Annotated in this window: 24 protein-coding genes; 12 read left to right on the top strand and 12 right to left on the bottom strand. The window is 44.3% G+C overall.

Annotation, left to right across the window (positions count from 1 at the left end; translation table 11 throughout):
- Positions 1-26: 26 nt before the first annotated feature.
- From EXU30_RS19245 to apbC, 7 genes are all read right to left on the bottom strand, one after another.
- Positions 27-353 (bottom strand): PilZ domain-containing protein, encoded by a 327-nt coding sequence (locus EXU30_RS19245; protein WP_130602801.1) that lies wholly within the window; start codon positions 351-353, stop codon positions 27-29.
- 34 nt (positions 354-387) lie between these two features.
- The gene (gene holB / locus EXU30_RS19240) at positions 388-1,302 is read right to left on the bottom strand and encodes a DNA polymerase III subunit delta' (RefSeq protein ID WP_130603635.1); all 915 of its coding nucleotides are present in this window, start codon (positions 1,300-1,302) and stop codon (positions 388-390) included.
- 101 nt (positions 1,303-1,403) lie between these two features.
- Positions 1,404-2,036: a dTMP kinase gene (tmk, locus tag EXU30_RS19235; RefSeq protein WP_130602799.1), complete on the bottom strand. Its 633-nt coding sequence runs from the start codon at positions 2,034-2,036 to the stop codon at positions 1,404-1,406.
- Positions 2,036-3,043: an endolytic transglycosylase MltG gene (gene mltG, locus EXU30_RS19230; protein ID WP_130602797.1), complete on the bottom strand. Its 1,008-nt coding sequence runs from the start codon at positions 3,041-3,043 to the stop codon at positions 2,036-2,038. Before mltG ends, tmk begins: the two co-directional genes overlap by 1 nt.
- A 190-nt stretch (positions 3,044-3,233) precedes the next feature.
- A complete protein-coding gene (pabC, locus tag EXU30_RS19225; protein WP_130602795.1) occupies positions 3,234-4,070 on the bottom strand; it encodes an aminodeoxychorismate lyase in 837 nt (278 codons plus the stop codon).
- Between the two features lie 126 nt (positions 4,071-4,196).
- Positions 4,197-4,835, bottom strand: a complete 639-nt coding sequence (gene udk, locus EXU30_RS19220; RefSeq protein WP_130602793.1) for a uridine kinase — start codon at positions 4,833-4,835, stop codon at positions 4,197-4,199.
- An 8-nt stretch (positions 4,836-4,843) separates the two neighbouring features.
- Positions 4,844-5,959 (bottom strand): iron-sulfur cluster carrier protein ApbC, encoded by a 1,116-nt coding sequence (apbC, locus tag EXU30_RS19215; protein WP_130602791.1) that lies wholly within the window; start codon positions 5,957-5,959, stop codon positions 4,844-4,846.
- A gap of 158 nt (positions 5,960-6,117) precedes the next feature.
- Here apbC and metG point away from each other — a divergent pair, with 158 nt between their 5' ends.
- On the top strand, positions 6,118-8,154 hold the full coding sequence (gene metG, locus EXU30_RS19210) for a methionine--tRNA ligase (RefSeq protein WP_130602789.1): 2,037 nt from the start codon (positions 6,118-6,120) through the stop codon (positions 8,152-8,154).
- A 225-nt stretch (positions 8,155-8,379) separates the two neighbouring features.
- Here metG and EXU30_RS19205 read toward each other — a convergent pair whose 3' ends face one another.
- Positions 8,380-9,132 (bottom strand): Nif3-like dinuclear metal center hexameric protein, encoded by a 753-nt coding sequence (locus tag EXU30_RS19205; RefSeq protein ID WP_130603633.1) that lies wholly within the window; start codon positions 9,130-9,132, stop codon positions 8,380-8,382.
- A gap of 202 nt (positions 9,133-9,334) precedes the next feature.
- On the opposite strand from EXU30_RS19205, the gene EXU30_RS19200 reads away from it, so the two are divergent.
- The gene (locus EXU30_RS19200) at positions 9,335-9,703 is read left to right on the top strand and encodes a hypothetical protein (protein WP_130602787.1); all 369 of its coding nucleotides are present in this window, start codon (positions 9,335-9,337) and stop codon (positions 9,701-9,703) included.
- A 66-nt stretch (positions 9,704-9,769) separates the two neighbouring features.
- On the opposite strand, the gene EXU30_RS19195 is transcribed toward EXU30_RS19200, so the two are convergent.
- The gene (locus tag EXU30_RS19195) at positions 9,770-10,216 is read right to left on the bottom strand and encodes an outer membrane lipoprotein (RefSeq protein WP_242620434.1); all 447 of its coding nucleotides are present in this window, start codon (positions 10,214-10,216) and stop codon (positions 9,770-9,772) included.
- Between the two features lie 93 nt (positions 10,217-10,309).
- On the opposite strand from EXU30_RS19195, the gene aat reads away from it, so the two are divergent.
- The 3 genes from aat (at position 10,310) to infA (ending at position 12,020) form a co-directional block, all read left to right on the top strand.
- On the top strand, positions 10,310-11,017 hold the full coding sequence (aat, locus tag EXU30_RS19190; protein ID WP_130602783.1) for a leucyl/phenylalanyl-tRNA--protein transferase: 708 nt from the start codon (positions 10,310-10,312) through the stop codon (positions 11,015-11,017).
- 7 nt (positions 11,018-11,024) lie between these two features.
- A complete protein-coding gene (locus tag EXU30_RS19185) occupies positions 11,025-11,705 on the top strand; it encodes an arginyltransferase (RefSeq protein WP_130603631.1) in 681 nt (226 codons plus the stop codon).
- A gap of 96 nt (positions 11,706-11,801) precedes the next feature.
- A complete protein-coding gene (gene infA / locus EXU30_RS19180; RefSeq protein WP_011496276.1) occupies positions 11,802-12,020 on the top strand; it encodes a translation initiation factor IF-1 in 219 nt (72 codons plus the stop codon).
- Between the two features lie 436 nt (positions 12,021-12,456).
- Here infA and clpA read toward each other — a convergent pair whose 3' ends face one another.
- Both clpA and clpS read right to left on the bottom strand, forming a co-directional pair.
- Positions 12,457-14,715, bottom strand: coding sequence for an ATP-dependent Clp protease ATP-binding subunit ClpA (gene clpA, locus EXU30_RS19175; RefSeq protein ID WP_130602781.1), 2,259 nt, complete (start codon positions 14,713-14,715; stop codon positions 12,457-12,459).
- Between the two features lie 49 nt (positions 14,716-14,764).
- Positions 14,765-15,073 carry an ATP-dependent Clp protease adapter ClpS gene (gene clpS / locus EXU30_RS19170; protein ID WP_130602779.1) on the bottom strand — a complete coding sequence of 103 codons (309 nt, stop codon included), beginning with the start codon at positions 15,071-15,073 and terminating at the stop codon, positions 14,765-14,767.
- A gap of 195 nt (positions 15,074-15,268) precedes the next feature.
- Between clpS and cspD the strand changes: the two genes are divergently transcribed.
- Positions 15,269-15,475 carry a cold shock domain-containing protein CspD gene (gene cspD, locus EXU30_RS19165; RefSeq protein ID WP_130602777.1) on the top strand — a complete coding sequence of 69 codons (207 nt, stop codon included), beginning with the start codon at positions 15,269-15,271 and terminating at the stop codon, positions 15,473-15,475.
- Between the two features lie 181 nt (positions 15,476-15,656).
- Here the strand turns inward: cspD and EXU30_RS19160 are convergent, their stop codons facing one another.
- A complete protein-coding gene (locus EXU30_RS19160; protein WP_130602775.1) occupies positions 15,657-17,882 on the bottom strand; it encodes an NADP-dependent isocitrate dehydrogenase in 2,226 nt (741 codons plus the stop codon).
- 522 nt (positions 17,883-18,404) lie between these two features.
- On the opposite strand from EXU30_RS19160, the gene EXU30_RS19155 reads away from it, so the two are divergent.
- From EXU30_RS19155 to EXU30_RS19130, 6 genes are all read left to right on the top strand, one after another.
- Positions 18,405-19,139 carry an rRNA large subunit pseudouridine synthase E gene (locus EXU30_RS19155; protein WP_130602773.1) on the top strand — a complete coding sequence of 245 codons (735 nt, stop codon included), beginning with the start codon at positions 18,405-18,407 and terminating at the stop codon, positions 19,137-19,139.
- Positions 19,140-19,170: 31 nt separating this feature from the next.
- On the top strand, positions 19,171-19,623 hold the full coding sequence (locus tag EXU30_RS19150) for an NUDIX hydrolase (RefSeq protein ID WP_130602771.1): 453 nt from the start codon (positions 19,171-19,173) through the stop codon (positions 19,621-19,623).
- A gap of 401 nt (positions 19,624-20,024) precedes the next feature.
- Entirely contained in the window at positions 20,025-21,140 is a 1,116-nt protein-coding gene (gene mnmA, locus EXU30_RS19145) for a tRNA 2-thiouridine(34) synthase MnmA (protein ID WP_130602769.1), read from the top strand.
- Between the two features lie 2 nt (positions 21,141-21,142).
- Positions 21,143-21,775 carry a high frequency lysogenization protein HflD gene (hflD, locus tag EXU30_RS19140; RefSeq protein ID WP_130602767.1) on the top strand — a complete coding sequence of 211 codons (633 nt, stop codon included), beginning with the start codon at positions 21,143-21,145 and terminating at the stop codon, positions 21,773-21,775.
- A 35-nt stretch (positions 21,776-21,810) separates the two neighbouring features.
- Positions 21,811-23,181 (top strand): adenylosuccinate lyase, encoded by a 1,371-nt coding sequence (purB, locus tag EXU30_RS19135; protein ID WP_130602765.1) that lies wholly within the window; start codon positions 21,811-21,813, stop codon positions 23,179-23,181.
- 136 nt (positions 23,182-23,317) lie between these two features.
- Positions 23,318-24,448: a ribosomal protein uL16 3-hydroxylase gene (locus EXU30_RS19130; RefSeq protein ID WP_130602763.1), complete on the top strand. Its 1,131-nt coding sequence runs from the start codon at positions 23,318-23,320 to the stop codon at positions 24,446-24,448.
- The last annotated feature ends 9 nt before the right edge of the window (positions 24,449-24,457 follow it).

Below are 24,457 nucleotides of genomic sequence, written 5' to 3'. Positions count from 1 at the left end.
GTGAATAAAGCGCAGAGGATACCGACCTACATAGTGCAGGTCAAATCTCCTGAAGAAAGCTCATGGGACAATAGCTTTTCAATATGATGCTTATGGCTTTCCGCTTCGGTGTTGATCTTCAAACCGATACCGGCAGGACGACCGCCTGATGCACCGAGTGGATTAATCCAAACGACTGTGCCTTGAAACTCATTTGATTGTGAAGCGCCAGGTAAACGGTAAGAAATAGTCAGTTCTTGACCCAAAAAGTGGCTTTCTGTTGTTGCAACAAACAGCCCTGCGGGCTTAATAAACGGCATATAAGCACGGTAAAGCTGATGTAATGTATCGTAGTTAACAACTAAATCGACCATAATAAATTCACATATTCCAATAACATAGTTGTTGCTAAGACAAAATTAGTTGCCTAAAAGAAATGATGTACTGCTGACATAAAGCCGTCGTATTGACGTTTGGCATACTCGACAAGCGTTGACACATCTGCATCACCTCACCTGCAAGTGAAATAATTTTAGCCTGAATAAAAGGTGATGTCTTGGTATTTTTTAACACATATTGGCGTAAGTACAAATAAAAAACATTAAGAGCATCAATTATTTGCTCCTCACTTACCTTGCTAAGTTCCCCACTCACATAGCCTTGTTTAGCGGCAAGTGCCCAATCCTGTCGGTAGGCAAGTAATTGTTGATAGCGTCCGTTAGCTAAACTGTCAACCAAAGCAATTGGACCACCGAGAATGCCAATACACCAGGTAACATCTTGAGGTTTATCGTTTTTATCTAGCGGTAGCTGAATATTCAATGCCCCTAACCAGGACAACAGCTGTGCTTTATTGGGGCGGGTAAACTCTAGAGCCTGACAACGACTCTTAATGGTTGCCAGCAACTGAGCACCATGATTCACTTGCAAAATAATCAAGGTCTCTTGACCTGGCTCTTCTAATGTTTTCAACAGCGCATTTGCCGCGGCAAGGTTAAGTCTTTCTGCTTGATGAATAACGGCAACACGTCGCCCACCCTGCTGAGCCGTTTGGCTGAGACTGCTACAAAGCTGACGAATTTGATCGACTTTAATCTGATGCCCATCAGGTGCCACAAGGTGTAGATCAGGGTGTGAGCCAGCAGCAATCAATTGACAGCTCTTACAATGACCACAAGCGCCTTGTTCACTTGGGTTATAGCAAAGTACAGCTTGCGCCATCACACTGGCCTGCAATTCACCGCCATAAGCCTTATCGGCATTAAGCATGTATGCATGACTGTAGTGCTCATCAACAACTTGTCGATAAAACTGCTGCGTCATTGCACTAAGCCATGGCAGCTCGCCATGGTTAAGCACAATAGAATTTAGCGCAGTATCTGGGCTGCTCGATTTAAAAGGCAATGGTCTTCCTTCCCAAACGTCTAGTTTAAATTTGCTAAATGTTGATTAAGCTGGCTACGTATATCTTGATGCACCTTTTCCATCGGCTGTGAGGCATCAATGACCACAATTGATTCGTCTTGATCTGCAAATGATAAGAAGGTTTCACGTGCCCTATCAAAAAAGGCAATCTTTTGCGTCTCGATGCGATCGAGCTCACCACGCTGTGCTGCACGAGCAAGCCCTAGTCTAGGGTCAATATCAAGGTATAAGGTTAAATCAGGTTTGAAGCCTTGCAAGCTAATATCACTGATAGATTGCACGAGTGTCATTAACCCTCTACCACCGCCCTGATACGCAAGTGAAGATAAGTTGTGACGGTCACCCAACACCCATTGACCTTTGTTAAGTGCAGGCTTGATGACGTTGGCGATAAGCTGGGTACGTGCAGCATAGAATAATAAACACTCTGCTTCATCACATAGTGGATCCGATTCATCAGCAATTTTCACTAAATCGCGCATTTTCTCGGCAAGTGGAGTGCCACCAGGCTCGCGAGTACATACTGGCTCTTGCTCAGTAAACTCGGTGATAACCTGCTTAACTAACTCGATTGCAGATGACTTGCCCGCACCTTCTAGGCCTTCAATGACGATAAACTTACCTAAACTCATTATTGGTTTCTCTGAAATTTATTAACAGCATTATTGTGATCGCGAAGATTGGTTGAAAACACATGAGTGCCATCATTACGCGACACAAAATACAAATAGTCGACGTCAGCAGGCTTGGCTGCTGCGATTAACGATGCGCGGCTTGGCGCAGCAATTGGGGTTGGTGGTAAACCATTAATTCTATATGTATTAAATGGCGTATGCTCGCGTAAGTCTTTACGAGTAATATTACCGTTGAAGCGATCGCCCATGCCATAAATCACGGTTGGGTCCGTTTGCAGACGCATGCCCTTTTTCAGACGATTATTAAACACCGCTGACACCCAATCACGCTCAGTCGATTGCGCAGTTTCTTTTTCGATAATCGACGCCATGATCAACAGTTCATAAGGTGTTTTTAACTTTAACTGCGGATCACGTTGTTGCCAGGCATTGTCAATCTCCGTCTGCATACGCAAATAACTACGCTCAAGCACACTTTGCGCGCTGTCGCCGGCATGAAATTGATAAGTGTCAGGATAAAATTTGCCCTCTGGAAGCCCAGACGTATCACCGTGTTTTGCTAATACCTTATTGAACACATCTTCATCGACGGTCAGTCTTGATTGTTCATTGAGCAATGCTTGCCATTCTTTAATGGTTTTTCCTTCGATCAAGGTGACAGAAAACACCATTTGCTCACCAGATTTAATGCGATTTAATACGTCCGCTAGGTTGTCACCCGGCTGTAGCGCAAATAATCCCGTTTTGATTTGCGCCCAATGTGGCTCAAGTTTAAGCAGGTATTTCATTTTCCAGGCATCGGTGATTAAGCCATCATTTTGTAGCCGATGAACTAAACCGATAGCAGTATTACCGCGAGTGATCTCTATCTCGATTGGCGCATCAAGGGAAAGCTGTTGCTGTGGAAATGCACTTAACTGTTGGGTAAACCAATAAGCAGCAACAATCGCCACACTAGCCAAAGTAAAGGTACTGGCTAAAATCCATTTAATTATTTTTGTCATAACCTGTAATTATAATTGTCATCAATCATTATCGCTTTTTAAGCGCTGAGTTTTTAGCACTGAGATTTTAGCAAGTCGGCAACCATAGTGGTCTTAAGCTTGAATCGCGCCATTATAACCATTGCCTTTCGCTCAAAGCTATTAATCCTAAAGTGCCTCTAACTGCCACCTCTTACACGAAGCATTTGTGTTAGCGCTTTTCGTTTGCATAGATTAACTCAGTAAGCTTTTTAGTTTCAGCAAAACGCTCAAAAACCTGGTTACCTATTGTAGTCACGTCAACCACGCCAAATAGACTATTGCTGAGCATCACATGATCACAGCTTTGCAAGAAAGTAACATCAAACTCAGTACACTCCACACTCAGCCCAAATTGCAGCAAAGCATCAATTACCCGTTCACGGGTAACACCAGCCACACCAGAGTATGCCATTGACGGCGTATAGACCTTACTTGATTTAATCGCAAACAGGTTCGCCATTGACGATTCAATCACTTTGCCTTGAGTATCGACAACAAGCCAATCTTGAACATCATTTGCAAGGGGCTGCGCCTTAATCAACACTTGCTCCAGACGATTTAAGTGCTTGATACCGGCAAGCAATGGTTGTCTGCCAAGCTCAACTTCAGACAGCGCAAGCTTAATGCCCTCACGCTGCCAAATCGGATAATGCGAAGGCAACGGGTGCACCGAGGTAATTTCGGTAAGCTTTGCATGCTCTGGCGGCATATAACCGCGCCCACCATTGCCGCGAGACAATATTACCTTAATACAATGATTAGGATTACTAGCAGCCAGTTGCTTTAGATGAGCAATAAAAGATTCAGTTGGCGACCAATTGATACCGAGCCTAACAGCACCTTGATGCAAACGTGCTAAATGGGCATCAAGCAATAAAATAACGCCATTATTTGTTTGAATGGTAGCAAATAAGCCATCGCCATAAGCAAGTCCGCGATCAAACGGGCTTATGGTGCCAGCCTCATCTTGATTGACCCATACGTTAGTGTCTAGGTTTTGCGTCATGACTCATCCCATAAGTACGCAGGTACAAAATCTCATATAAAAAAGAGCCGTAATAACGGCTCTTTCTAGACTGCATTAGCAAGGGTTAATTAGCAATGCTTTTAACCTCAGCTAATTGCCCATTGGTTATTTGCCCAACAAGTGCTGTAATCGCGCTTTAAGAATATCGATTGCAATGCGGTTTTTGCCGCCACGTGGCACGATAATATCAGCGTATTGTTTTGACGGTTCAATGAACTGCAAGAACATAGGCCGAACCGTTGCTTTGTACTGACTAATTACAGACTCCATGGTGCGCCCTCTTTCCTGCACGTCACGCTGTAGGCGGCGCAAAAAACAAATATCTAAAGGCGTATCCATGAATACACTCGCGTCCATCAGCTCACGCAATTTTGGATCGGTTAACAGCAAAATACCTTCCAAAATAATCACCTTTTTCGGGCTCATACATTGGGTTTGCTCCATACGCGTGTGCTCGGTGTAACTATAAGTCGGGATCTCTACCGGCTTTAGTGCTTTTAACTCGCGAAGGTGGCTCGCCAATAACTCATGATCAAGCGCCTTAGGATGGTCATAGTTAGTCTTAACACGCTCATCCATGGTGAGGTGACTCTGGTCACGGTAGTAAGCATCTTCATTGATCACACCAATTTGATCTGTGCCCAAATCGCGGCATAGCTCGTTAAAAATAGTGTTAGCAATTAGGCTCTTACCAGACGCAGACGCGCCAGCAATTCCAATAATGACACATTGCTGTGAATTCATATAAAACCTTATTCGTCGTCTGTAATACTGATTGCGATGCTAGATTGTACCGTTTGCTGGGCTAGCTGTGCACCTAATTTGCGAGCTATCTCGCGGTAAATGCCCGCAACTTCACTTTCTGGCTGACTCACGACACATGGCGCGCCATCATCCATCGACTCGCGAATATTAATATTTAGCGGCAGTGCGCCCAATAAAGGCACATTGTATCGCTCAGCAATCGCACTACCACCATGGGTTCCGAATGGGTGCTCTTTATGACCACATTCTGGGCATAAGTGGAAGCTCATGTTCTCAACAATACCAAGTACAGGAATACTCACCTTGTTAAACATGGTGATGCCTTTTTTGGCATCAGCAAGTGCAATATCTTGCGGTGTGGTGACTATCACAGCGCCGCTTACAGGGAACTTTTGCGATAAGGTTAGCTGAATGTCACCGGTTCCTGGCGGCATATCGATAACTAAATAGTCTAGTTCAGGCCACTGGGTTTCATTTAACAGTTGTGACAGTGCGCCCGCAGCCATTGGCCCGCGCCAAACCGCAGCTTCTTCATCGGCTAGCATAAAACCAATTGATTGCGCAGCAATGCCGTGAGCCTCGGCCGCTGTCATGATCTTGCCATCTGGAGACTGAGGCTTAAAGTGCGGCACACCCAGCATGATAGGGATTGACGGTCCGTAAATATCAGCGTCAAGAATACCGACATTAGCACCTTCTGCTTTAAGGGCTAATGCTAAGTTAACCGCGGTGGTTGATTTACCTACGCCGCCTTTACCAGAGGCAACAGCAATCACTTGCTTAACATTTTTGACCGGCGCTACTGAGGTAATAGCTGAGTATGTTGCTGGTTGAAAGTCTATCTCACATTCAACTTCATCAATTTCATCCAATACCGCGAGCTTGTTGGTCACAGCCATAACTGTATCGCGGTATTGAGTCATACATGGGTATGGATATACCAAACCTAGCTGCAAGCGCTTATCTTCAATGGCAAGTTTGTTTACCAAACCTGCAGCAATGAAACTCTTATTTAAATATGGGTCTTGGAAATCGTCGAGAATAGCAAGAACTTGGGACAATAATTGATCAGGTAACTGATAATCTGGATGCGGATTAGACAAAACATCAACTCCTCATTGTAATTTCGAGCTAGTGTAGCAGAACTTAGGCAGCAATTTACTGCTTTGTTGAAGAATTTGTATCATCTAATAATGAAAAGGTGACCGCAATCAGGTAGTATCTTGGCAATATTTTTGAAGTAGATCGATATAGAGATAAAATGACAAATTCAACGCGTAAAATTTTGGTCACCAGTGCCCTTCCATACGCTAACGGCCCAATCCATTTAGGCCACATGCTGGAATATATTCAAACTGATATTTGGTCACGTTATCAAAAATTACGTGGCCATGAGTGCCACTATATTTGTGCAGATGACGCTCACGGCACACCTATCATGCTAAAAGCGCAGCAGTTAGGTATGACACCTGAAGAAATGATTGCTCAGGTGCAAAAAGAACACGAGCAAGACTTTGCAGATTTTCATATCCAGTTTGACAATTTCCACAGCACTCACAGTGATGAAAACCGTGAGCTGGCCAGTCAAATCTACCTAAAGCTTCGTGATGGCGATTACATCAAAACCAAGACCATCTCGCAATTGTTTGACCCAGAAAAACAAATGTTCTTGCCAGATCGCTTCGTTAAAGGTACTTGCCCGAAGTGTAAGAGTGAAGATCAATACGGCGATAACTGTGACAACTGCGGCGCGACCTACAGCACCACAGATTTGATCAACCCATATTCGGCTGTATCTGGCGCAACACCAGTAATGAAAGACACTGAACATTTCTTCTTCGACCTACCAGCGTTTGAAGGCATGTTAAAAGAGTGGATCCAGTCTGGTTCATTACAGCAAGAAATGGCCAACAAGCTAAATGAGTGGTTTGAGCAAGGCCTGCAACAGTGGGATATTTCTCGTGACGCGCCTTACTTTGGTTTTGAGATCCCAGATGCACCAGGCAAATTCTTCTATGTTTGGTTAGATGCGCCTATCGGCTACATGGGTTCGTTCAAAAACCTATGTGACAAACGTGACGACCTTAACTTCGATGATTACTGGGGCAAAGATTCAGACGCTGAGATTTACCACTTCATTGGTAAAGATATTGTCTACTTCCACAGCCTATTCTGGCCAGCCATGCTTGATGGCGCTGGAATTCGTAAACCAACTAGCGTATACGCCCACGGCTATGTCACGGTTAACGGTGCGAAAATGTCTAAGTCTAAGGGTACCTTTATTAAGGCACGTACCTACTTAGACAACTTAAATCCAGAATACCTACGTTACTACTACGCCGCTAAGCTAAATAGCCGTATTGACGATTTAGACTTAAACCTTGAAGATTTTGCTCAGCGTGTGAACTCTGATCTTGTGGGTAAGCTAGTTAACCTGGCATCACGAACTGCCGGCTTCATCAGCAAACGCTTTGACGGCAAACTTGCTGCTGTGGAAGATAAATCACTTATCGACTCATTCTTAGCTAAGCGTGAAACCATTGCCGAGCTTTACGAAACTCGTGAATTTGGTAAAGCGATGCGCGAAATCATGGCGCTTGCCGATATTGCTAATGCTTACGTGGCAGATGCTGCGCCTTGGCAATTAATTAAGCAAGAAGATCAGCAAGATGCCGCGCACCAGGTTTGTTCAAACGCGCTAAACCTGTTCCGCATTCTTGTGACTTATTTAAAACCAGTGCTGCCAAAACTTGCTCAAGACGTAGAAAGCTTCTTACAAGTTGAACTAACTTGGGACAACATGGGCGATGACTTTGCTGGCCATGAAATCGCTAAGTTTAAGGCGCTAATGCAACGCATTGAGATGAAGAGCATTGAGGCTATCATCGATGCGTCGACTGAAAACCTACAAGTATCTCAGCCGGAACCCGCAAAAGCTGAGCAAACTGAGCTAGAAAAAGAGCCTATTGCCGATGAAATCACCTTTGACGATTTTGCGAAAGTTGATTTACGTATCGCCCTGATCGCCAAAGCGGAGCACATAGAGAAGGCGAATAAACTGCTACGCCTAGAGCTAGACTTAGGCGGTGAAACTCGCCAAGTATTTGCTGGTATTAAGTCTGCTTATGCTCCAGAAGACCTAGTTGGTAAACACACAGTAATGGTTGCTAACCTAGCTCCGCGTAAAATGAAGTTTGGTGAGTCGCAAGGCATGGTGCTAGCTGCAGGCCCAGGCGGTAAAGACCTATGGATCTTAGAGCCACACGCTGGTGCAAAACCTGGCATGCGCGTCATGTAATTCGCATTTGCATTCATTAAAAAATGGCGACCAATTGGTCGCCATTTTTGTTTCCCCCTAAATCACCTACTTCATTAGGTGGTTATCATTCGATTTGGCTTTGCCTGTAAATTCTGGTTTTCTTCAGTTCCGACGACTTTAGTAACGAGCTCACGTTGCAATGACATTTAAAACTCTCAGCACTCACATCTCAGTAGGCTCAACGAACTCAAAAGCCGCAAACCTTTATACAGGGTTGTAAATATCAATAAACTGATGTTCTAGGCCAAATTTGTCTGCTAGATGTTCGCCAAGCGCCTGAATACCGTATCGCTCAGTTGCGTGATGCCCTGCGGCAAAATAGTGAATGTTTTGCTCCATAGCGGCATGGAATGTTCGCTCCGACACCTCACCACTGATAAATGCATCCACACCTAATTCCACTGCAGCATCTATATAATCTTGTGCCCCGCCAGTACACCAGGCAACAGTTTTAATTAGCTCAGGAGCTTCACCAATATGAAGCGGTTTATGCGCTAGCGTTTCATTAAGTCGCTTAGCTAACTGCTGCGGAGCTAATGCTTGTTCAAGCTCGCCATGCCAAAGCAGGTTTTGTTTAACTGACTCGGCGATTTTTGGTAAGGCTACGCCAATTTTACTTGCAAGCTGAGCGTTGTTGCCTATTTGCGGATGTCCATCAATCGGTAAGTGGTAACCAAATAGATTGATGTCGTTTTTAATTAACGCGCTAATACGCTGGTATTTCATCCCCGTTAACACTTCTGGCTCACTTTTCCAGAAAAAGCCATGATGAACCAAAATGGCATCTGCATTAACTTCAACCGCTTTATCAATCAGCGCCTGACATGCCGTTACACCGGTCACGATACGAGTAATTTGCTCACTACCTTGTACCTGAAGGCCGTTGGGCGCGTAGTCTTTATATTGGTCAACTTGTAGGTAGTCAGCTAAATATTGGGTAAGTTCAGTTGTAGAAATGGTCATAAGGCTATTATTACATTAACGTTTAATATGTGAAATTGTACGGCACTAATCATACTCAATCATCAAAAATCACCTAAAAAGCCCCACTTTGGCCTCAAATACGGCATAAAAAGTAATGAAATTGGACTTTTTGGGTCATTCCCCATTAGAATTGTCCGCTGAAATTAATTTACCCTAAAAATAGGTTATAGATAAAATGACTGCACTAAGCAAAGAAGAAGTCATCAGCGCATTGTCTGCTGCGCTAGAGAAACAATCTGGTAAAGCGGTATCGATTGAGCAATCTGGTAGCTGGTACAAAATTGATGGCGGTAAATCGGTTCGTTTTAGCGAACTAGAAAAAATGCTAGCTGAGTTTGATGGTGGTGAAGCACCTGTACAAGCTGAAGAAACCAAAGCAGAGCCGGTAAAAAAAGAAGTAAAAGCTAAGCCTGCTAAAAAAGCTGCGGCTAAATCAGAAAAGAAAAAACCAGCAACTTCTGCAAACGGTGGTCTAACACCTAAGCAGCTATGGCGTCAAAAACTTGCTAACGCAGGTAAAAATACCCTACCTCGTGGTTTCTAAATAGTCTCGTAAGTGACAACCATTAAAAAAGGAGCTTAATGCTCCTTTTTTAATGCGCTTAGCATACTACATCGCAATATCAACACGCACAAATCCTGGCAAATACACCACACGCACTTCATCTCCTGCAGCTAACGGCATACCTGGATCTAGATCCTGAATCACCATTACTTGGGTGCCATCTTCTTGCTTGATCATTAACTCGATAAGCTTGTGCTCTATATAGTATGGCTGTTTGTGATATTCATTGGCAGCACGGCCACCAATCAAGGCGCCTAGTACCGTCGCCGCATCCTTACCACGACCACTACCAAACTGGTTACCAATTAAGCCACCAATTAACGCGCCACCAAAGGTACGCCAGCCATTATTGCGATCTTCAACTAACTGCTTTTCAGTAATATGCTTAATTGACTCTACATTACCATAAAGCACCTTCTCAACTTGCTGAGCAGTATTACGCTGATAATTAGCCTCAACCGAAAAACTTGCGCTCAACAACGCTGCAATCATCCCAAATAGACAAGCTATTTGTTTTATCGATATATTCAACATAAGCATTTTCCGCTAAATTATAGGTACCTATTCCCCTAATATACGCGATTTGTGAACGCTCTGTCTTATTTAAATCCATTTGATGATTTCCCCGATCCAAACCTAGCGCTCAGCGAGCCCAATGGGTTGCTGGCTGTCGGCGGACAACTCACACCCGAGCGGTTAGAGCAAGCCTACTTTAATGGCATCTTTCCCTGGTTTAACGTTAATGATCCCATTTTATGGTGGAGCCCAGATCCAAGAGCTGTTTTTACGCCTAAGCCAAACGCTGGCAGTAAAAGCCTCATTAAGTATCTCAAGAAGCAACCCTGGCGTTATACCATCAATCACGCCTTTGAACAGGTCATTGAAGCTTGTGCAGGCCCAAGGCAAACTCAAGATGGCACCTGGATAACTAAAGAGATCCAGCTGGCTTATATCAAGCTACACCAGCTAGGTCACGCTCACAGCGTTGAAGTTTGGAGCAAAGATGAATTGATTGGCGGACTATATGGGATCAATGTGGGTAAAGTGTTTTGCGGCGAGTCCATGTTCCATCATCAAACGAATGCGTCTAAAGCGGCTTTTTTTGCGCTCAATAGGTTTTTAGTTGAGCACGATTTTAAGCTCATTGACGCGCAAATCATGAACCCACATCTTCAAAGTCTAGGCGCAGTTGATATCCCTAGAGTCGAGTTTTTAGCCCAATTGCATGAGCTGCGCCATCAAACAACAGATACAAGTATCTGGCAAGCCAAGGAGTTAGCACTTGAGTTCTAACAACTTAATGGTGGGACTGACCAACACCTTTGATTGCAATTACATTCCAGGCAATCAGGAGCGACTGTTGGTCATTCAAGAACAGCAACTCAATGATCACCTATTTGAACAACTTTTAGGAATGGGCTTTAGGCGTAATGGTAACTCAATCTACAAACCACACTGCCCAGCCTGCCAGCAGTGTCAGTCTATTCGGGTGCCGATAGCCGAATTTAGCCCGTCAAAGAGGCAGAAACGTACACTAAAACAAAATGTTGATATCCAATGGCGACTCAGTCATCAGCACGCTGAAGGTCACTTTGAACTATATGAGCGTTATATTAATGCTCGTCACAGTGATGGTCCCATGTTTCCACCAAGCCGCGAGCAGTTTAACGAGTTCTTAATATGTGATTGGCTAGAGCCAACCTTTATCGAATTGTTTCATCAAGATAAATTAATCGCTGTTGCGGTAACCGATCTCATGCCTAATAGTTTATCGGCAATTTACAGTTACTTTGACCCTGACTACAGCAAGCGCTCGCTCGGTTCTTTAATGATCTTATTGCAATGTGAGCTCGCTAAGGTCCTTGGTAAACGTTATCTATACCTGGGGTATCAAATCGATGAGAACGCTAAAATGAACTACAAGCGCTTGTACCGCCCGTACCAAATTCTTACTGCACAAGGTTGGCAACAACAGCAATAACTTTCATGTCAAAGTACAACGGACTTTACAGCGCGGCTATTTTGCGGCATGATACGCCCGTTTTTTATATTTAAAGGCTAATGGGATAACTAATTAATGGCGAAAGAAGATAACATTGAAATGCAAGGTACGATCCTTGAAACCTTGCCAAACACAATGTTCCGCGTAGAGCTAGAAAATGGCCATGTGGTCATTGCTCATATTTCTGGAAAAATGCGTAAAAACTATATCCGTATCTTAACTGGTGACAAGGTAACAGTTCAGCTAACACCTTATGACCTATCTAAAGGACGTATCGTTTTCCGTGCGCGTTAATCGTTAGCCCTGAAGTTAAAAACCGACACTATGTCGGTTTTTTTGTGCCTGAATTTAACTAATTTGTTGTACCAGCCTTAACGTTAATGGGTAGTGAACCAGCGCGAGCGCATGAGTGATTAATTATCAACCATGTAATAAGAGTTAACGGAATTTGATTGCACAAGACACCGTAAAATCATCCCCTATGGTTACTTTAGGGGCTCCGCTTTAGCATCCATGCTAAAGAGGCTTGCTTACTCAAAGCTCATTAACTCCATAAGAAAATGCGCGATATATGTGCATGATCTCGCCCTAGGTAATGAAGCGCTTTAAATAGGCTACAGGTAAAAACCAAAGTAAAACTAAATGTTTATATAAACTCATCAAAAACAAAGCCACGACGATGCGTGGCTTTGGAAGTGGTATCTGTTAGCTTTGAAGCCAGAGCTTAAACTTATGAAACTTTTTCTGTCGTCTGACAATCAATGTTAATCTCGCCGTCTTTGACATCAATTACGGCGACGCCACCTGACTCTAGCTCACCAAATAAGATTTCATCGGCTAAAGGACGTTTAATCAGCTCAGTCACAACACGTCCCATTGGGCGCGCGCCCATGGCTTTATCGTAACCTTTCTCAGCAAGTAAGGTACGCGCTTCATCGCTCACGTCCAGAGTCACGCCTTTATCATCAAGCTGAGCCTGTAACTCTACCAAGAACTTATCGACCACTTTGGCGATAACCGTCATATCAAGGTGATTGAACCACACAATTGAATCTAAACGGTTACGGAACTCTGGTGAAAACACCTTATTGATTTCTGCCATGGCGTCTTGTGAATGATCCTGCTGCCTAAAGCCTATCGACTTACGCACAGTCTCTTGCACACCCGCATTGGTTGTCATCACTAAGGTAACGTGTCTAAAGTCAGCTTTGCGGCCGTTATTATCGGTAAGCGTGCCGTGGTCCATCACCTGCAGCAGCAAGTTATAAACATCTGGATGGGCTTTCTCGATTTCATCCAGCAGCACCACACAATGCGGATTCTTAATCACGGCATCCGTTAGCAAACCGCCTTGGTCATAACCAACATAACCTGGCGGTGCACCGATTAAGCGTGACACAGTGTGACGCTCCATATATTCGGACATATCAAAGCGGATTAGTTTTAAGTTCAAGCATGCCGCCAACTGATTCGTCACCTCGGTTTTACCCACACCGGTTGGGCCTGCAAACAAGAAACTGCCCACAGGCTTTTTATCGACACCAAGACCGCTACGAGACAAACGAATTGCTGAGCTAAGGCTTTCAATGGCTTTATCTTGACCAAACACCACCATCTTAAGATTACGCTCAAGGTTCTTAAGTAGGTCTTTGTCAGATGACGAGACAGTTTTTTCAGGAATACGGGCAAGTTTAGCGATGATTTGCTCAATCTCGCCCTGCCCAATGGTCTTTTTACGTTTGCTTTGCGGCATCATAACCATGCGCGCGCCCGCTTCATCAATCACGTCAATGGCTTTATCTGGTAAGTGACGATCATTAATGTGTTTATCAGATAAACTTGCAGCGCAGCTAATCGCCGCCTGGGTGTAGCGTACGCCGTGATGCTCTTCGTACTTAGACTTGAGTCCCATCAAAATCTTAGTGGTTTCAGCAACACTTGGCTCATTAATATCAATTTTTTGGAATCGACGTGCCAAGGCACGGTCTTTCTCAAAAATGCTTTGATATTCCTGGAATGTGGTTGAGCCCATGCAGCGTAGCTGGCCACTTGATAACAATGGCTTTAATAAGTTAGATGCATCCATCACCCCGCCTGACGCAGCGCCTGCGCCGATAATGGTGTGGATTTCATCGATAAATAAAATCGCGTGCTCGTTGGCCGTGAGTTCTTTTAGTAAACTTTTAAAACGTTTTTCAAAGTCGCCGCGATATTTAGTTCCGGCAAGCAACGCGCCCATATCAAGCGAGAACACTTTGGCGTCGTTCATCACGTCCGGCACTTGGTTATTAACAATGCGGTAGGCTAACCCCTCTGCAATGGCAGTTTTACCGACACCGGCTTCCCCCACTAGTAATGGGTTATTCTTGCGGCGACGACAAAGCGTTTGGATTGCGCGCTCAACTTCAGCGTCACGGCCAATTAATGGGTCGATATTGCCATCTAATGCTTGTTGATTTAGATCGCTGGCAAATTGCTCAAGCATTGTGCGAGTTTCAGATTGCTCTGACTGCTCATCGGTATGCTCGTTCTCAATGCCCTCGTTAGCTTTCTCATCTTTCGAGAAGCCATGTGAAATGTAATTAACCACATCAAGGCGAGTAATATCGCAGCGGCGCAGTAAATACACAGCTTGTGATTCTTGTTCACTAAAAATCGCAACTAATACGTTAGCGCCGTTTACTTCGTTACGGCCAGAAGACTGCACATGAAATACAGCGCGTTGCAGTACGCGTTGAAATCCTAACGTTGGCTGAGTTTCTTTATCTTCGATTGGTTCAGCGATCAGCGGTGTGGTTTGCTCAATGAAAGTCGCAACTTCATCTCTAAGTTTGTTGATGTCCGCACCACATGCAACGAGTGCATCGTAAGCCGCTGGGTTGTCAATTAACGCTAATAACAAATGTTCTACCGTCATGTACTCATGACGCGAATCTCTCGCTTGCTGAAAGGCAAGGTTCAAGGTTACCTCTAAGTCTTTATTCAGCATAAGCTCCCCCCAAAATTAACTGCTGCGGCGTTAAGAATCGGCATAAGGTTTATGCCTTTTCTAATGTACACAATAATGGATGTTGGTTTTCTTTAGAAAATTGGTTTACCTGTAGCACTTTGGTTTCTGCTATCCCGAAAGGGTAAACCCCGCAAAGCCCTTTTCCTTTATGATGGATGGCTAACATGATGTCAGTCGCTTGTTGTTCAGTCTTATTAAAAAATCGCTGTAATACTTCTACAACAAAATCCATTGGCGTGTAGTCATCGTTATTCAAAACAACCTTATACATACTAGGAGGTTGTAGATCTGTCCCTAAGGTCTCTTCCGTGTGTTCTACGCTACCTAATTTAGCCATGAGTTAATACTAGCCTCTCGTTTGATATACTACCACTTGATAACATTAATTTACTTAAATGTTGAGTTTTTGTTAATTTTAGCTTGACTTCTTTTCGTACAAATTTCATTCTGTTTGCTAGGCGGCGACATGAGACCGCTGGATAATAAGTTTTACTATCTTACTGGTAAGTAGACAACAGAAGGAAGTGGAAGTATGGCAAGCGGAACTGTTAAATGGTTCAACAACGCCAAAGGATTCGGGTTTATCTGCCCAGATCAGGGTGGCGAAGATGTATTTGCGCATTATTCAACAATTGAGATGGAAGGCTACCGCACATTAAAAGCGGGTCAGCCAGTTTCCTTCGAAGTTGAGCAAGGCCCTAAAGGGATGCACGCTTCGGCCATTTCACCAACAAAATAGTGTGGTGAAACTATAAAACAAAAAGACAGGGAGTGTAATCCCTGTCTTTTTTTATGCGCGTTTTTTATACCATCAAAATGAACACGTTGACTTACCACAATATGCAACTTTGTAAGTACCAATAAAAAACGGCCAGATGTTCGCACATCTGGCCGTTTTTATGTCTTTATGTCAGCGCTTATTAGGCTGAGATAATTGCATTTAGCGTCGAACTTGGGCGCATTGCAGCAACGGCTTTATCAGCATCTAAGCGGTAGTAACCACCTAGATCAACTGCAGGGCCTTGTGCTTGATTAAGCTCGGCAACAATAGCAACCTCGCTTGAAGACAGCTTTTCAGCTAACTCACCAAACTGAGCGGCAAGTTCAGCGTCAGTTGTTTGAGTAGCAAGCGCTTGTGCCCAATACATCGCAAGGTAGAAGTGACTACCACGGTTATCTAGTTCACCAACGCGGCGAGATGGCGATTTGTTGCTATCAAGGAACTGACCAATTGCACTGTCTAGGCTATCAGCAAGCACTTGCGCTTTAGCAATGCCAGCTGTTTGGCTTAGGTGCTCAAGTGAAGCTGCTAATGCTAAGAATTCACCAAGTGAGTCCCAACGTAGGTGGTTTTCCTTCTCTACCTGCTGAACATGCTTAGGTGCACTACCACCCGCACCCGTTTCGAATAGGCCGCCACCATTCATTAGCGGCACAATTGACAGCATCTTAGCACTGGTGCCTAGCTCAAGAATTGGGAATAAATCGGTTAAGTAGTCACGCAGTACGTTACCTGTTACTGAAATCGTATCTTCACCTTTCGCGATGCGAGCCAACGTGTGCTTTGTTGCTTCAACGGGTGAAAGAATACGTAAGTCTAATCCGTCAGTGTCGTGCTCTGGAAGGTATTGCTCTACTTTCTTAATAAGCTGAGCATCATGGGCGCGATTTTTATCTAACCAGAATACTGCAGGTGTGTTACTTAAACGCGAACGTTTAACAGCAAGTTTCACCCAGTCACGAATTGGCGCATCTTTAACCTGACACATACGGTAGATATCACCTTGCTCAACCTCGTGGCTCATTAACACATCGCCAGCTTGGTTAATCACTTTTACCGTACCTGCAGCAGGCACTTCAAAGGTTTTGTCATGGCTACCGTATTCTTCTGCTTTTTGTGCCATTAGACCCACGTTTGGCACGCTACCCATAGTGGTTGGGTCGAATGCACCGTGTTGTTTACAGAATGAAATGGTTTCTTGGTACACGCCGGCATAACAACGATCAGGGATCATTGCTTTGGTATCTTTTAATTGACCATCTGGGCCCCACATTTGACCTGAAGAGCGAATCGCAGCTGGCATAGATGCGTCGATAATGATGTCGCTTGGTACGTGTAAGTTGGTGATACCCTTATCAGAATCAACCATAGCCAACGCTGGGCGCTGAGCATAAACCGCAGCAATGTCTGCTTCAATTTCTTCTTTTTTAGCAGCTGGCAGGCTAGCAATCTTAGCGTAAACATCACCAAAGCCATTATTTGCATCAACACCTAGCTCTTCGAAAAGCTCAGCGTGTTTAGCAAACACATCTTTAAAGAATACTTTTACTGCATGACCAAATAGGATTGGGTCAGATACTTTCATCATGGTTGCTTTCAAGTGCAAAGAAAGCAACACATCTTCAGACTTAGCGGCTTCGATTTCACGAGTGTAGAAATCAACTAGCGCTTTCTTGCTCATAACAGCAGCGTCGATAACTTCACCAGCTTGCAAAGCAACAGACGCTTTTAGCACTTGCTCACTACCGTCAGTCTTGGTCAGTACGATTTTTACGTCATCAGCAGCGCCAACAGTGGTTGATTGCTCGCTACTATAAAAGTCGCCTTCACTCATGTGGGCAACGTGAGATTGAGAGTCACTCGCCCACTTACCCATTGAGTGTGGATTTTTCTTGGCGTAGTTTTTCACTGAACCTGGAGCGCGACGATCTGAGTTACCTTCACGCAATACTGGGTTTACCGCACTACCTTTGATCTTGTCGTAACGTGCTTTTACTTCTTTCTCTGCATCGTTTTGTGGCTCGTCAGGATAGTTTGGAATGTCGTAGCCTTTTGCTTGTAGCTCAGCAATACATGCTTTTAACTGAGGAATTGAAGCACTGATATTAGGCAGTTTAATAATGTTGGCTTCTGGTGTTTTCGCCATTTCACCTAACTCTGCAAGTGCGTCAGAGATTTTCTGCGCGTCAGTTAGGTTTTCAGGAAAATTAGCAATGACACGACCAGAAAGTGAAATGTCACGGATCTCAACTTCTACGCCAGCAGCGTTAGTGAATTTGCGAATAATAGGTAGAAAAGAAACTGTGGCTAGCGCTGGCGCTTCATCAGTTTCGGTATAGATGATCGTTGGAGCGTTATCTTTCATGTTGATTCCTACATTATATAAAATAATTTTTTAGAATAATTATGCTGTCTCGCAATGGCTGCGAGTTAAGATAAATCCAAGAAAGGTATCTGTTGCGTCACGCTGCTGAGCTAATAATAAATCAGCGGATAATGTGAGCTTGCCTATCCCGGTGTTCATCAAAGTTGCAGATAATGAACGGCCACCTCTGCAACTTAAAATTAGGTGTAGATCACATTTTTACGGCAACATAATATACCCAAAACGTCACATTTAGCGAGTTTAGCGCCAAAATTTTTTACACTTCTGGCTGTAAACCGCGAGCAAAAACAGTTAAAGCACTGATTTATAATCGAAAAATATTGGTCAGACAAACTAACCAACTTTAGTCTAAGCTAACATTCTTAAGAGCAAGTGAATCCACTTAGATGACGTGCCGCTTGACAGCGATGCAGCATAGTTCGTCCAACACAGACAGGTATGGATTTAACATGCTAAAATAGCCCGGTTATTTCATTACTTAGCGCAAATTACCTGTTATCTATGCCTGTAGACTCCAACGCTCGCAAATCAAATAGCCACAAACCTCGCCATAAATCGAGTGCCAATAAAACCGGTGCTCGTAAACCCTTTTCGAACATAGGCAAAAGTCATTCACGTGCTGCGCATAAGAAGACCAACAAGCCTGCTCGCCAGGTTAACGATCCTAAAATTGTATTATTCAACAAGCCATTTGATGTCTTGTGTCAGTTTACCGATGAGCAAGGCCGTAAAACGCTAAAAGACTTCATTGATGTCAAAGACGTGTATGCTGCGGGCCGGTTAGATCGAGACAGCGAGGGCTTATTGCTACTAACTAATGACGGCAAGCTACAAGCACAGATCACCCAGCCGAAAAAGAAAACCTTTAAAGGCTATTGGGTACAAGTAGAAGGCGAAGTGACACCAGCTGCGATAGCAGCACTGCAAAATGGCGTAGAGCTAAAAGATGGCCCAACTTTACCCGCCAAAGTAAAGCTGATTGAGCAACCAAATATTTGGCCGCGAACGCCACCTGTGCGCGAGCGAAAGTCTATCCCTACCAGCTGGCTTGAGATACAGATCTGCGAAGGACGTAATCGTCAGGTTAGGCGCATGACGGCGCATGTTGGCTTTCCAACACTGCGACTGATCCGCTACAAAATAGGTCAATGGCAATTAGACGAACTTAAAAATGGCGACTATAAAGTGATAAATCAACTGATAAAGCCTCTAAATAAGCAGCCTAATAAGCAATAACTATTAAAACTAAGCTATACAGGAATTTGCCATGACTCGCTATAAACCCAACACAACTGTCGCTTGCATCATCCACTGCCAAGGAAACTACTTGTTAGTAGAAGAACAAATCGACGGACAAAAGCGTTTTAACCAAGCAGCGGGTCACATCGAAGCCGGTGAATCAATTGTAGCGGCTTGCACTCGGGAAGTATTAGAGGAAACCGGCTTAAGCGTCACCCTTGATGGCTTGGTTAAAATCTATCAATTTACTGCAGCCGATGGCACTCGTTTTGTGCGCTATACCTTTGCCTCTGAAGTACAAGAGTTAGTTACGGCCGTCCCACAAGACAGTGCGATAACTGCCTGCCACTGGCTGAACCTAAATGAGGTTAAACAATGTGAAAATCAGCATCGCAGCCCATTAGTACTGCAGTCAATTATCGACTTTGAGCAATCTCAGCAATTACTGCCATTAAACTTTATTGATACGCAATATCTGTAGCATTTAAATTCTGCGCGATAGCTTTAGCGCGACGGTGGCGATATTGATGCAGGTCTTAATAGAGATGTTCAATAAAAACTGTCAAAATCCACTCAGTAATGCACGTAATAACATCAATGAAACCTAAGCATTACACTATTACCCACACATCATTAGTTAGCTCACCACAATCATAGCCCGATAACTTAATGCGTGATAGAATACGCGCCGCACAAAACACCGAGTTTTGCGAGCTAGTTTCAGGTATTTGCCATCAGTTGGCTTACGGAATCCATAGCCAGTTGGCTAACTTGTATCAATCAATGCCCTTAAGGGGTTGAAGATACAAAGGCAGTCCCCATATTGAAACTCTCAAACGCGGTTTTTCGCAATTTTTCAAACATAGTGACGGTTTAGGATATATGACATCAGCAAATCCCAATCATGATAAAAAAGTCATTGTCGGCATGTCTGGCGGTGTGGACTCTTCAGTTTCAGCATACTTGCTTTTAGAGCAGGGATATCAGGTAGAAGGTCTGTTCATGAAGAACTGGGAAGAAGACGACACTGATGAATACTGTGCCGCTGCCGAAGATTTAAAAGATGCCCAAGCGGTTTGCGACAAGCTAGGGATCAAACTGCACACAGTTAACTTCGCCGCAGAGTACTGGGACAATGTATTCGAGTACTTCCTAGCTGAATACAAAGCAGGTCGCACGCCAAATCCAGACATCATGTGCAACAAAGAAATCAAGTTCAAAGCTTTTCTAGACTTTGCTGATGATATTCTTGATGCCGATTATATTGCTATGGGTCACTATGTTCGTCGCTTTGACGCGCAGGATGGCAGCACACAAATGCTGCGCGGCGTTGATAACAACAAAGATCAAAGCTACTTCCTTTATACCCTAGGTCATGAGCAAGTAGCGCGCAGCCTCTTCCCTGTGGGCGAACTTGAAAAGCACGAAGTTCGCGATATTGCTAAGAAAATGGGCTTAATCACCCATGACAAAAAAGACAGCACAGGTATCTGTTTTATCGGTGAGCGTAAATTTACCGACTTCTTATCAACCTACCTACCTGCTCAGCCAGGCGATATCGAAACGCCTGAAGGTGAAGTAATTGGCACCCACCAGGGCTTGATGTATCACACGCTTGGCCAACGTAAAGGTTTAGGCATTGGTGGCCTTAAGAATTCAAGTGAAGATCCATGGTATGTGGTAGAGAAAGATCTTAAGCGTAACGTGTTGATTGTAGGCCAAGGTGCGAACCACCCTCGCCTGATGTCAAATGGTATGATGGTAAATCAGCTGCACTGGGTTGACCGTAAAGGCCCTGCAGATAAAGCAAGCATTACTGTTAAAACTCGCTATCGCCAACAAGATGTCGCTTGTACTGTGTACCATAAAGATGAAGGCACAATTGAAGTCGTCTTCGACGAGCCAGTAGCTGCAGTTACCCCAGGTCAAAGCGCAGTATTTTATGATGGTGAAGTTTGCTTAGGCGGCGGCATCATCGATAGCTTAATTCGAGGATAAACATGGCTCAGTCAGGTACTGACAATTTATATGAGCGTACCATGGCGTTTGCAGGTATCTTGCACGCCATTGGTCAAGTTCAGTTTATCGCCAGACACGGCGACAGTGACAATGATGCCCTAGGTGCTAGCCTAAACACCATTATTGTCACTAACCCAGATTCTATTAGCGACATCTATCCAGACAAAGCCATGCTGCGTAAAGGCTATCAGTTAATCCAAGATCAGCTTGGTGACGGTAGCAACAAAGATGTTGAAACCACGCGTTATTTGGTCGGTATGCTAGCACTTGAGCGCAAACTCAGTCGCTCTGCTAACGGTCTTGGGATGCTAGCTGAGCGTATTAGCCAGGTTAATCGCCAACTACACCATTTTGATATCACTGACGAGCAAGTTGTTGCCAACTTTGCCAGCATCTACAGCGATATCATTAGTACCCTTGGGCCTAAGCTGCAAATATCGGGTAATCCAACCTATTTGCAACAGCCAAGCGTACAGAATAAAATTCGCGCCTTATTACTTGCAGCAATGAGAAGCGCAGTGTTGTGGCGTCAACTTGGTGGCAAACGTCGCCACCTAGTATTCAGTCGCAAAGCAATATTCGAAATGGCTAAAAAAAGCCAACATAATCATTAATCTCACCCTACAGAAAGTTCATTAAGGAGCTTAAAATGGATCTTTCCGCATTAACAGCTATCTCGCCAGTAGACGGTCGTTACGGTAGTAAAACAGCCTCTCTACGCGCTATTTTCAGCGAGTTTGGTTTAACTAAGTACCGCGTACAAGTTGAAATCAACTGGTTAAAGCTGTTATCTAGCTGCCCAGAAATTGAAGAAGTACCGCCATTTAGCGAAGAAGCACTGACTTTGCTAGACAGCATTAAAGACAATTTCTCTGAAGAAGATGCACTTCGCGTTAAAACCATTGAAAGCACCACCAACCACGACGTTAAAGCGGTAGAGTACTTCATTAAAGAAAAAATCGCAGACAATGCAGAGTTAGCAGCAATTGATGAGTTTGTTCACTTTGCTTGTACTTCTGAAGACATCAACAACCTGTCACACGCTTTAATGCTTAAAGAAGCGCGTGAGCAAGTACTTGTGCCTTACTGCCAACAAATCGTTGACGGCATTAAGCAGATTGCTCGCGACAACAAGTCTGTGCCTATGATGTCTCGTACCCACGGCCAGCCAGCATCACCAACAACGCTTGGTAAAGAAATGGCGAACGTGGCAATCCGTTTAGAGCGCCAATTAAACCAAATCAACGCAGTTGAAATCATGGGTAAGATTAATGGCGCGGTAGGTAACTACAACGCTCACCTATCTGCATACCCAGAAGTTAACTGGCATGAGCTTTCACAGCGCTTTGTGACTAGCCTAGGCATTAACTGGAATGCATATACAACGCAAATTGAGCCACACGATTACATCGCTGAGCTATTTGATGCAGTTGCACGTTTCAACACTATCTTGATCGACTTTGATCGCGATATCTGGGGTTACATTGCATTAGGCCACTTCAAGCAACGCACTATCGCTGGTGAAATTGGTTCTTCAACCATGCCACACAAAGTTAACCCAATCGACTTTGAAAACTCTGAAGGTAACCTAGGTATTGCCAACGCGCTAATGCAACACTTAGCCGCTAAACTGCCTGTTTCTCGCTGGCAGCGCGACCTAACAGACTCAACAGTGCTACGTAACCTAGGCGTGGGTATGGCTCACTCGCTAATTGCTTACCAAGCAACCCTAAAAGGCATGAGCAAGCTACAAGTTAACGAAGAGTCACTACTTGCTGAGCTAGACTCAAACTGGGAAGTATTGGCTGAGCCAGTGCAAACCGTTATGCGTCGCTACGGTATCGAAAAGCCATATGAGAAGCTTAAAGAGCTGACTCGTGGTAAGCGTATCGACGGTGACCAACTAGCGGTATTCATCGATGGTCTTGAGCTGCCAGACGCAGTAAAAGTTGAGCTGAAGAAAATGACTCCAGCCAACTACATTGGCCGCGCTGAAGCATTTGTTGCTGAGCTAGGCTAACAGCCTTTTTAACTCGATAGCACAGCAATAAGCTAAGACAATGGCGGTATCTATGATGCCGCCATTTTTATTCGTTAACCCTAAGCGATAAAGCCCGACACTAATCCATATTTTCAGCACCATAAACGAGTCTTGTATGTATCAACTAACCTTCGACATAAACGAGTTCCTGGCAAACACCTGGCAGAAAAACCCAGTACTACTTCGCGGCGCATTTAAAGATTTCGTTGATCCGATCAGCGCTGAAGAGCTTGCGGGACTGGCGTGTGAAGAAGACATTGCATCACGCGTGGTAAACACAACAGCTGATGGTTGGGATGTTATCCACGGTCCATTTGAAGACTACAGTGAATATGGTGAGCAAAACTGGCAATTGCTAGTGCAAGCCGTCAATCACTGGTATCCAGACTCACAGCCGTTAGTCGAAGCGTTTCGTTTTATCCCCGACTGGCGTTTTGATGATCTTATGGCGTCATTTGCCACACCAAAAGGTGGAGTCGGCCCCCACATTGATAATTACGATGTATTCATTATTCAAGGCGAAGGTGAGCGCCGCTGGCGCGTTGGCGATCTTGGCAACTATCAGCAACGTGACAACAACCCAGACTCGCCGCTAATTGAAGACTTTGAACCAATTATCGACGAAGTATTACAAGCAGGCGATATTTTATACATTCCACCTGGATACCCACATTGCGGTGAAACCCTAACGACTGCCATGAGCTATTCAATCGGTTTTCGCGCCCCTAGTCAGCAAGAAGTAGTCAACGAACTTGCAGATTACTTTATTGACAACAACCTTGGCAGTCAGCGATTTACGTCAAATGATGAACCATCAAGCCCTGGTGTTGTGTCTACCTCCCACCAGCAAGGCATCATGAAGCTATTAGCTGAGCTAGCAAACAACCCGCAAGCTTATCAAACCATGATGGGTAAGCTGCTTAGTCAAAACCGCTTTGAGCTAGATATCTGCCCAGATGAATCGATAACTGAGCAAGAGCTCATCGATGCTCTGACACAAGGTGCGACTATCAGCCGCATTGGCGGCCTCAAAGTGCTCAAACTCGAAGATGACAGCGCTCAGCGTATTTTCGTTAATGGTGAAGTATTTGAGCTTAATGAATTAAATGCTGAAACGCTTACACTGCTCACCAATCAAGTGAGTTTTACATCTGAGCAAGCACTAGCACTAATTGATGCGGAGCCACAGCTACAAACACTCTTTACCCAGCTGCTTAGCCAAGGCTTTTATTATCTTGCAGAGTAGTGAGAGCCG

It is taken from the genome of Shewanella maritima (assembly GCF_004295345.1).
In the GTDB taxonomy this organism is placed as follows: Bacteria; Pseudomonadota; Gammaproteobacteria; order Enterobacterales; family Shewanellaceae; genus Shewanella; species Shewanella maritima.
Note: the sequence above shows the minus strand (reverse complement) of the source record. Positions and strands in the feature narration are given on the sequence as shown.

Excerpts from the sequence above, each read along its gene's own strand:
- hflD (WP_130602767.1), top strand. The coding sequence starts at position 21,143 with ATGGCTCAGTCAGGTACTGACAATTTATATGAGCGTACCATGGCGTTT.
- tmk (WP_130602799.1), bottom strand. The coding sequence starts at position 2,036 with ATGAGTTTAGGTAAGTTTATCGTCATTGAAGGCCTAGAAGGTGCGGGC.
- clpA (WP_130602781.1), bottom strand. The coding sequence starts at position 14,715 with ATGCTGAATAAAGACTTAGAGGTAACCTTGAACCTTGCCTTTCAGCAA.
- EXU30_RS19195 (WP_242620434.1), bottom strand. The coding sequence starts at position 10,216 with ATGATTGCAGCGTTGTTGAGCGCAAGTTTTTCGGTTGAGGCTAATTAT.
- EXU30_RS19130 (WP_130602763.1), top strand. The coding sequence starts at position 23,318 with ATGTATCAACTAACCTTCGACATAAACGAGTTCCTGGCAAACACCTGG.
- EXU30_RS19155 (WP_130602773.1), top strand. The coding sequence starts at position 18,405 with ATGCCTGTAGACTCCAACGCTCGCAAATCAAATAGCCACAAACCTCGC.
- mnmA (WP_130602769.1), top strand. The coding sequence starts at position 20,025 with ATGACATCAGCAAATCCCAATCATGATAAAAAAGTCATTGTCGGCATG.
- pabC (WP_130602795.1), bottom strand. The coding sequence starts at position 4,070 with ATGACGCAAAACCTAGACACTAACGTATGGGTCAATCAAGATGAGGCT.
- EXU30_RS19160 (WP_130602775.1), bottom strand. The coding sequence starts at position 17,882 with ATGAAAGATAACGCTCCAACGATCATCTATACCGAAACTGATGAAGCG.
- EXU30_RS19200 (WP_130602787.1), top strand. The coding sequence starts at position 9,335 with ATGACTGCACTAAGCAAAGAAGAAGTCATCAGCGCATTGTCTGCTGCG.
- EXU30_RS19185 (WP_130603631.1), top strand. The coding sequence starts at position 11,025 with ATGGTGGGACTGACCAACACCTTTGATTGCAATTACATTCCAGGCAAT.
- clpS (WP_130602779.1), bottom strand. The coding sequence starts at position 15,073 with ATGGCTAAATTAGGTAGCGTAGAACACACGGAAGAGACCTTAGGGACA.
- metG (WP_130602789.1), top strand. The coding sequence starts at position 6,118 with ATGACAAATTCAACGCGTAAAATTTTGGTCACCAGTGCCCTTCCATAC.
- mltG (WP_130602797.1), bottom strand. The coding sequence starts at position 3,043 with ATGACAAAAATAATTAAATGGATTTTAGCCAGTACCTTTACTTTGGCT.
- holB (WP_130603635.1), bottom strand. The coding sequence starts at position 1,302 with ATGACGCAGCAGTTTTATCGACAAGTTGTTGATGAGCACTACAGTCAT.
- purB (WP_130602765.1), top strand. The coding sequence starts at position 21,811 with ATGGATCTTTCCGCATTAACAGCTATCTCGCCAGTAGACGGTCGTTAC.
- EXU30_RS19245 (WP_130602801.1), bottom strand. The coding sequence starts at position 353 with ATGGTCGATTTAGTTGTTAACTACGATACATTACATCAGCTTTACCGT.
- cspD (WP_130602777.1), top strand. The coding sequence starts at position 15,269 with ATGGCAAGCGGAACTGTTAAATGGTTCAACAACGCCAAAGGATTCGGG.
- udk (WP_130602793.1), bottom strand. The coding sequence starts at position 4,835 with ATGAATTCACAGCAATGTGTCATTATTGGAATTGCTGGCGCGTCTGCG.
- infA (WP_011496276.1), top strand. The coding sequence starts at position 11,802 with ATGGCGAAAGAAGATAACATTGAAATGCAAGGTACGATCCTTGAAACC.
- EXU30_RS19150 (WP_130602771.1), top strand. The coding sequence starts at position 19,171 with ATGACTCGCTATAAACCCAACACAACTGTCGCTTGCATCATCCACTGC.